This window comes from Bradyrhizobium sp. STM 3843 (assembly GCF_000239815.1).
GTDB lineage: Bacteria > Pseudomonadota > Alphaproteobacteria > Rhizobiales > Xanthobacteraceae > Bradyrhizobium.
This window is the reverse complement of the sequence record NZ_CAFK01000350.1, coordinates 21,991-28,270: the sequence shown is the minus strand read 5'-3', so window position 1 is coordinate 28,270 and position 6,280 is coordinate 21,991. Positions and strand designations below refer to the sequence as shown.

Sequence of the window (6,280 nt, the reverse complement as noted above, 5' to 3'; positions counted from 1 at the left end):
AGAGCTACGCCTTGCGTGCCTGCCGGAGCGCCCTGGTGCACCGCAGCGACCTGTGGTGCCGATGGCTTCTGCGGCTCGACCGCTGCAGCATGACCGATCGTCGATCGCAAGTCGGTGAGCGGCGATGCCGGCGCGTCAGCTGCAGGCGGTGAGGCCGGCGCGGCTTGGGCTGTAGTCTGTGCGTAGAGCGATGATGCTGGCACGGCGAATGCGATTGCCATGAGAGCCGGGAGCGCCAGCCCTCGAAATACGCGGTGACAACTCGTTAACGTCATAAACCAAGACATCCTAGTTCTGCTGCGCGACCGGCCCAAGCTGCGCCGCATCGATGATGAGTTTCGAGAGCGCCTTGCCGAGACAGTCGTGAACCTGCTTGGCGAGCTCGATCCCGTGCGTGGGATTGAACAGGTCGAAATCGCCATTTTCGTTCCATTGCCGCATGATGGCGAACCGATCAAACAGCGGCACGTCGCGTTCCTGCGCAACGACGCGCATGTTGTCGATGTAAGGCGGCACGGAAATCATGGTTTCCGTGCGTGGGCTGTATTGCAGGTTCATCAGGATGACGTCCGCCCCCGCATCTTGCAGCTCCGTCACGCCGTTGTTGACGGCGGCACGAAACTCATCGGGATCGATCGATCGCATCGCGTCGACCGTCCCCGTCTGCCAGATCACCAGATTAGGCTTTTTTGCTTCCAGCAGCTTAACGAAGCTGCCGGCCATCTCCTCGGCCGTCTTCTTCGGCTGCAATTCGACGCTCAGATTGACGGTCGCCGAAGGCAGCTTTTCCTTCAGGGCCGCCTGCAAGCGGAAGGGATAGGCGTTGTTGTCGGACGTGCTCACGATGGCGGAGGAGCGGCTGCCGAGCACGAGAATATCGAGCGGCTTTCCGTTCTTCACGGCTTCGGCGACCTTCGGCAGCTTGCTTTCGGTGGCGAGCAGGTAGGGCGGCACCTCGCAGTTCGGGACGTTCTCTTCGGCGCGCGCCGCCGTCGCCAGCACCGCGGCCAGCGTCAGCAGCCCAAGCCTCATGAGGCCGTATTTACGTCGCCTTAACCACGAGACGGACTGCATCAGCCCCCTCCCGCCAGATCGGCATTCGCAAGCGCAGCCTTTCGCGGTGCACTCTTGTCTGCCACGTTTTTGTACCATGAAATCAACGAGGCAACCCCCCACATAATGAGGATGCCACTGAGACTAATCAGCGCGTGCATTGCTGCGCCACCCGACACCTCGGCAAGGATGAAGTGTCCCGCGAATGCGAGGAAGACGCCGAGGCAGAAGATCTCCAGTGAGTGCTGACCGCACACGATCAGGGGCTTCAACCAGCGCGATTTCAGGCCCGGCCAGTCCCTCGGAAGGTAATGGACGGTGAGCGCAGCCAGTGCCAAGAAATGCGCGAAGCGCAGCACGTCAAGGTCGGTCTTGTCGATCGGATACATCCACTGCTCGAGCCGGCGCGGCAGCAGATGGCCGAGCTGCGGAATGTACCAAGTCAGCGTCACGATGAACGCAGCCAATAGATAGGCAGCGCTGATCCAAAGCGTAACCGGCGAATTGAGAATGCGGGTCATGCGCCTGGCGCCGCCAAGCGCGCACCACGCGCCAAAGACGAACAGCAATTGCCAGGCAAGCGGGTTGAAGGCCCAGAAGCCGTTCGGGTAGGCCGACAGATACAGGTCGAATTCCCAGGTCACGGCATAGATCACGGCCGAGAGGCCGAGCGTCAGATCAGGCTTCCAGCGCATCAGCCACAGGATCAGCGGCAGGAACAGCATCAGCACGATGTAGAGCGGCAGCACGTCCATGTTGACGGGACGGAAGCGCAGGATCAGCGCCTGCACGATGGTCACGTCCGGCTGCTTCAGGAAGTCCATGATCCCCATCTCTTCGGTGTAGAGCGGGTTCTCGAAGCTGGTCGCGACGTAGGAGATCTCGGCGAGAAAGATCGTGAACAGGAATACGTGCGCGACGTAGATCTGCCAGACCCGGCGCAGGATGCGCGCGGTGGCGACCACGAAGCCGGAATCCTGCATCGCCCGGCCATAGACGAAGGCCGCGGTATAGCCGGAGATGAAGATGAAGATCTCGGTGGCGTCGGAGAAGCCGTAGTTCCGGATCGTAAACCAGGTCAGAAGATTGGGCGGCAGATGGTCGATGAAGATCAGCCACAGCGCGAGCCCGCGGAACAGGTCGAGCCTGAGCTCGCGCTCGCCCGCGGGCGGAAAGCTGATCGCGGGCGCAGCCGTGGCGGCCGGCGCTGCGGGCGCCAGCGCAGGCGCTTCGGGGACGGTAGGTCCGGCAAGGCGATCGGCAATCGACGTCATCAGGCACCGCGTCACTACTGCCGCCTTTGAAGGCGCGGCAGGGGGAATGTAGGCCCGCGCAACTTTTGCGCAAGCGATGAAGGAGTTATCGGCCGGGAACAGGCCCGGCTTTTGCGCCATCGGCGGATCATTGTGGCGATCCCGTCACGCATGACGGTTGCACACGCTCAGGGATACCGGCACCACGAGCGAATCGGCGGCTTATGGCGTATAGATCCCGCTTCGGCCGCACGAATTTGCGGCATCTCAAAGCCGCCACGCACTCTACACGATTGGTCTCATGATCCGGAACTGTGGTCAAAGCGCGACGGCGCGGTGATTGGTTCTGCCCTGACTTTCCGCTAGACTGATGCCCATGTATCGCGCCGTGACCCGCCAGATCGAAGTGACCGTCGAGCCGACCTTCTTGCCGGAGAAGTCCTCGGCCGAGGATAGCAGATACTTCTGGTCCTACACGGTCGTGATCACCAATACCGGCGAGGAGACCGTGCAGCTGCGCAACCGGCACTGGATCATCACCGACGGCGCCGGCCGCCGGCAGGAAGTCCGCGGCGAGGGCGTGGTCGGCGAGCAACCGGTGCTCGCGCCTGGCGAGCATTTCGAATACACCTCCGGCGTGCCGCTCGCCACCGCCACGGGCTTCATGGCTGGCCACTACGAGATGGAGAGCGAGAGCGGCGAGCGCTTCGAGATCGAAGTGCCGGCCTTTTCGCTCGACAGCCCCGACGGCAAGCGGGTGTTGAATTAGCTCGCAGTCTTCATTGCGACGTCGTTGCCTGGCTTGACCGGGCGATCCAGTATTCCAGAGACCGCAATTATCGACCGAGAAGCCTGAGGTTACTGGATGTCCCGCCGGAGCCTGTCGTCGGGCTCGCCGAAGGCGAGACCCGATGGCGGGGCATGACGAACGAGAACAGATCGGCTTCATTGAGATTCTCGACGAACATGTACTTGCGTTCTCGCGACGCAAATTACGTCCGAGCTTTGCTGATCATGTCACCCTCTTCCTAAACAGAGGGAGCAGGGAAGGCCGGGAGCTCGCCGCCCCCATGGCCCGCCTGCGAAAGAAAATGCAGGCGGCAGGTACCACAGGATCGGCCAAGACATCCCGGCCTTCCCTGCGCGACGGTTTTAACGCTTATACGAGCTCTCCTCGGTGCACCGGGCTTTCTGGCCACCGTCATCCGCGCGAGGCAAAGCCTCTGTCCGCGAACTTGATACTAGCGTCGGAGTATCAGGACCACACGATTTCACGTCCGCATCACGACCGTTCGTCGGCGCGAACAGGTCGCGCTACAGTCAGATGCGTCCATCGCATCCCGCTTCCCACGTTCGTGACGACCGCGATACGCCCCTCCTGGTGGAGGCAGGACGGGCAGAAATGTGAACCTGATTTGCCCGACGCCGCAAGCCGCAACGCCTGCGGCACATTGGCGCGACGGGCAAATTCGTCGGAGTTGCGACAGCAAGCGGTCCCTTGGCGGTCTCTTGCGGGACGGCGATCACGGGCCCGTGCTTCACGCCCATTGCAGGTTCGGAAAGACGGTTGTTCATATGACGATAATCATATAAAATGCCCCCAAACGGACGAAGACGCAGATCGGGAGCGCGACGATGTCGAAGCCGGAGTGGCAAAAATCTGCCTGCAATATCTGCTATATCAATTGTGGCGTCGAGATGCTGGTCGAGGACGGCCGCATCACGAAGGTGCGCGGCGACCGTGAGAACCCGAAATCGCAGGGTTACATCTGCAACAAGGCGGCGCGCATTCCCTACTATGCGCGTCACAAGGACCGCCTGACCTCGCCGCTCAGGCGCCGCGCCGACGGCGGCTTCGAGGAGATCGACTGGGATACCGCGATTGGGGAGATCGCAGTGCGCCTGCGCGATATCGTGCAGCAACACGGTGGCAAGAGCATCGCGCTCTATGGCGGCGGCGGGCAGGGCAACCACGCCGGCGGCGCCTATGCGAACGCCGTGCTGCGGGCGCTCGGGGTCCGCTCGGTTTTCAACGCGCTGTCGCAGGAGAAGACCGGCGATTTCTGGGTCAACGGCCACATGTTCGGCAGCCAGACCTGCCACACCGCCGAGGACATCCATCATTGCGACCTGCTGTTCGTGATCGGCGCCAATCCATGGATCGCCCACGGCTTTGCCAATGCCCGCGACCATCTCAACCAGATCCGCAAGGATCCTACCCGCAAGATGATCGTGATCGATCCGCGCCGCACCGAGACCGCCGAGATGGCCGACCTGCATCTTCCGGTGCGGCCGGGCGCGGACGCGTTCCTGCTCGGCGCCATCCTGGCGACGCTGGTCCGTCGCGATGCCGTTGATCATGACTTCCTGGAGCGTCACACGACCGGCTTTGCTGAGGTCAAGGCGGCGCTGGCGCGCATTCCGGTCGCGGAGTGGGCCGCCGCGGCGGACATCCCGCCCGACGAGATCGAGCGCTGCGTGGACATGATTGTGGCGGCGAAGGCCATGACCGTTCGCGTCGAACTCGGCATTCAGCAGGGCGTCAACTCGACCCTCAACTCCTACCTGGAAAAGCTCCTGATCATGCTGACCGGCAGCTTTGGCCGGAAGGGCACCAACCAGCTGCATTCCTGGCTACAGCCGCTATGGGGCAATTCGCCCAACCAGCGCTATGCACCGACCGACACCGAGATCATCGCCGGCCTGCTGCCGCCGAACCTGCTGCCGCAGGCGATCCTCAACGATCATCCGGAGCGGCTGCGCGGCCTGTGGATCGACAGCTCCAACCCGGCCAACACCGTCGCCAACACCGCGGAGGTGGAGAAGGCGTTGTCCGCGCTCGATCTCTGCGTCGTGGTCGATGTCGCTCTGACCGAGACCGCGCGTCTTGCGCATTACGTGCTGCCGGCCGCCTCGCAATATGAGAAGACCGAATTCACGCTGTTCAACTTCGAATTTCCGACCAACTACTTCCATGTGCGCGCGGCCGTGGCGCCGCCGCTTGCAGGCACTCTGCCGGAGCCGGAGATCTACAGCCGGCTGGCGCGCGCCCTCGGGCTCCTGCCCGGCGACAATGTGCTGGGTTCACTGCGAGACGCCGCATTCCAGTCGCGCACTGAGTTCGCGACGGCGCTGCGCGCCTTCATCGGCGCCAATCCGCAGGCCGCGCCGCTCGGCGCGCTGATCCTCTACCACACGCTCGGCGCCACGCTGCCGGACGGCACCGCTGCGGCCGCGCCGCTCTGGCAGGCCGCTCAGACATGCGCGAAACGCGATCCCGACGCGGTGAGGCGCGCGCTCGGTGCTGATAGGCCGATTCCGGATCGTGAGCTTGGTGACGCGCTGTTTGATGCGATCGCTGGCACGCGCAGCGGCGTCGCCATCACGACGCATAGCTATGAAGATGTGTGGTCGCTGGTCGCTCATCCCGATCGCAAGATCCGGCTGGCGATCCCGGCCATGCTGGACTGGCTCGGCGGGCTCGACCCGGCCGCGGCTGCAGCGCCGAAGGATTATCCGTTCGTGCTCGCGGCCGGACAGCGCCGCATGTTCAACGCCAACCAGATCTTCCGCGATCCGGCCTGGCGCCGCGACGATCCGGACGGCGCGCTATTGGTCAATGCGCGCGATCTCGAAGCGCTGGGTGCAGGCGACGGCGAATGGATCGCGGTCCGCTCGCCGGCGGGGCGGGTGGTGGTCCGCTGCAAGGCCGACGACAGCATGCGCCAGGGGCAGCTGGCGCTGCCGCACGGTTACGGGCAGTCCTATCCCGCCGGTGACGGAGAACGACTGACCAATGGCCCGCGCATCAATGCGCTGACCGACAGTCTCAACCGCGATCCGATCGCCGGCACGCCGTATCACAAGCATGTGGCGGTGCGTCTGGAGAGACTGACGGCGACGGAGGCCGCGGCCGCCGAGGCGCGCTCACGGCGGATTCATGGGGCGCAGCCGGAAGCGCGGAGCTGATCGCC

Annotated in this window: 4 protein-coding genes and 1 pseudogene; 2 read left to right on the top strand and 3 right to left on the bottom strand. The window is 63.7% G+C overall.

Features of this window, described 5'->3' with window-relative positions:
• The 3 genes and pseudogenes from BRAS3843_RS41945 to BRAS3843_RS38705 all read right to left on the bottom strand — a co-directional run.
• Positions 1-221 (bottom strand): annotated as a pseudogene (locus BRAS3843_RS41945) (hypothetical protein); the annotation flags it as partial.
• A gap of 67 nt (positions 222-288) precedes the next feature.
• A complete protein-coding gene (locus tag BRAS3843_RS38710) occupies positions 289-1,074 on the bottom strand; it encodes an SGNH/GDSL hydrolase family protein (RefSeq protein ID WP_008974778.1) in 786 nt (261 codons plus the stop codon).
• Positions 1,074-2,327, bottom strand: a complete 1,254-nt coding sequence (locus BRAS3843_RS38705; protein WP_008974777.1) for an OpgC domain-containing protein — start codon at positions 2,325-2,327, stop codon at positions 1,074-1,076. The genes BRAS3843_RS38710 and BRAS3843_RS38705 overlap by 1 nt, the downstream gene beginning before the upstream one ends.
• A 355-nt stretch (positions 2,328-2,682) precedes the next feature.
• On the opposite strand from BRAS3843_RS38705, the gene apaG reads away from it, so the two are divergent.
• Both apaG and BRAS3843_RS38695 read left to right on the top strand, forming a co-directional pair.
• Positions 2,683-3,075: a Co2+/Mg2+ efflux protein ApaG gene (gene apaG, locus BRAS3843_RS38700; RefSeq protein WP_008974776.1), complete on the top strand. Its 393-nt coding sequence runs from the start codon at positions 2,683-2,685 to the stop codon at positions 3,073-3,075.
• An 866-nt stretch (positions 3,076-3,941) separates the two neighbouring features.
• The gene (locus BRAS3843_RS38695; RefSeq protein WP_008974774.1) at positions 3,942-6,275 is read left to right on the top strand and encodes a molybdopterin-dependent oxidoreductase; all 2,334 of its coding nucleotides are present in this window, start codon (positions 3,942-3,944) and stop codon (positions 6,273-6,275) included.
• Positions 6,276-6,280 lie beyond the last annotated feature (5 nt).

Excerpts from the sequence above, each read along its gene's own strand:
- BRAS3843_RS38710 (WP_008974778.1), bottom strand. The coding sequence starts at position 1,074 with ATGCAGTCCGTCTCGTGGTTAAGGCGACGTAAATACGGCCTCATGAGG.
- BRAS3843_RS38705 (WP_008974777.1), bottom strand. The coding sequence starts at position 2,327 with ATGACGTCGATTGCCGATCGCCTTGCCGGACCTACCGTCCCCGAAGCG.
- apaG (WP_008974776.1), top strand. The coding sequence starts at position 2,683 with ATGTATCGCGCCGTGACCCGCCAGATCGAAGTGACCGTCGAGCCGACC.
- BRAS3843_RS38695 (WP_008974774.1), top strand. The coding sequence starts at position 3,942 with ATGTCGAAGCCGGAGTGGCAAAAATCTGCCTGCAATATCTGCTATATC.